This window comes from Actinoplanes sp. NPDC049599 (genome assembly GCF_044465625.1).
Classification (GTDB): Bacteria; Actinomycetota; Actinomycetes; order Mycobacteriales; family Micromonosporaceae; genus Actinoplanes.
Window position 1 is genome coordinate 1 of sequence record NZ_JBITLX010000081.1, and the last position, 1,419, is coordinate 1,419.

1 protein-coding gene is annotated in these 1,419 nt (G+C 67.8%); it reads left to right on the forward strand.

What is annotated here, in order from left to right; all coding sequences use genetic code 11:
* Positions 1 to 1,419: class I tRNA ligase family protein (locus ACIBQZ_RS43290; RefSeq protein ID WP_396094787.1), on the forward strand; the 1,419-nt coding region annotated here is incomplete at both ends.

Below are 1,419 nucleotides of genomic sequence, written 5' to 3' on the forward strand. Positions count from 1 at the left end.
AAGAACGACAAGGGGACGTTCGTGGTGGCCCAGCCGCTCCTGGCGGCGGTGCTGGGTGAGGACGCGGAAGTACTGGCCGAGGTGCCCGGCCGCGACCTCGAAGGCCTTACCTACCAGCGTCCGTTCGACCTGCTCGAAATCCCCGACGCGCACCGGGTCGTGCTGGCCGACTACGTCACCACCGCCGACGGCACCGGCCTGGTCCACCAGGCTCCGGCCTTCGGTGCGGACGACCTCTTGGTCGCCCGGGCGAACGACCTGCCGGTGGTCAACCCGGTCGCGGGCAACGGCCACTTCAAGGACGACGTGCCGCTGGTCGGCGGGCTGTTCTTCAAGGACGCCGACGAGCCGCTGATCATGGACATGAAGAAGCGCGGCGTGCTCTATCGCTCGCAGCGCTTCGAGCACTCCTACCCCCACTGCTGGCGTTGCCACACGCCGCTCATGTACTACGCGCAGCCGGCCTGGTACATCCGCACCACCACGGTGCGCGAGCAGTTGCTGCGTGAGAACGAGCAGACGAACTGGCACCCGGAGCACATCAAGCACGGCCGGTTCGGAGACTGGCTGGAGAACAACATCGACTGGGCGCTGTCGCGCAGTCGCTACTGGGGTACCCCCTTGCCGCTGTGGCGTTGTGCCGGCGAGGAAGAGCACGTCACCGCGATCGGCTCGCGCAAGGAACTCGGGGCGCTGGTAGGTAAGGACCTCTCGGAACTGGACCCGCATCGTCCGTTCATCGACGAGATCACCTTTGACTGCCCTTCCTGCGGGAAGACCGCGACCCGGGTGCCCGAGGTGATCGACGCCTGGTACGACTCCGGTGCCATGCCCTTCGCCGCGATCGGCTACCCGCACGTGCCGGGCAGCGAAAAGGCGCTGGAGAGCCGGTATCCCGCGCAGTACATCGCCGAGGCGATCGACCAGACCCGTGGCTGGTTCTACTCGCTGATGGCCGTCGGCACCCTGGTCTTCGACCGCTCGCCGTACGAGAACGTGGTCTGCCTGGGCCACATCATGGCCGAGGACGGCCGCAAGATGAGCAAGCACCTGGGCAACATCCTGGCGCCGATCCCGCTGATGGACGCGCACGGGGCGGACGCCCTGCGCTGGTTCATGGCCTGTTCCGGCTCGCCCTGGAGCCCGCGCCGGGTCGGCCCGGGCCCGCTGGACGAGATCACCCGCAAGCTGCTGTCCACCTACTGGAGCACGGCGTCGTTCTTCACGCTGTACGCCAGCCACGTGAACTGGGATCCCGCTGCGGCCAAGCCGGTTCGCGAGCGGAACACCCTGGACCGCTGGGTGCTCGGTGAGCTGCACGCCCTGGCCCGGGACGTGGACGAGAAGCTGGAGGCCTACGACACCGCCGGAACCGGGCGGGTCCTGGGCGATTTCGTCGACGACCTGTCCAACTGGTAC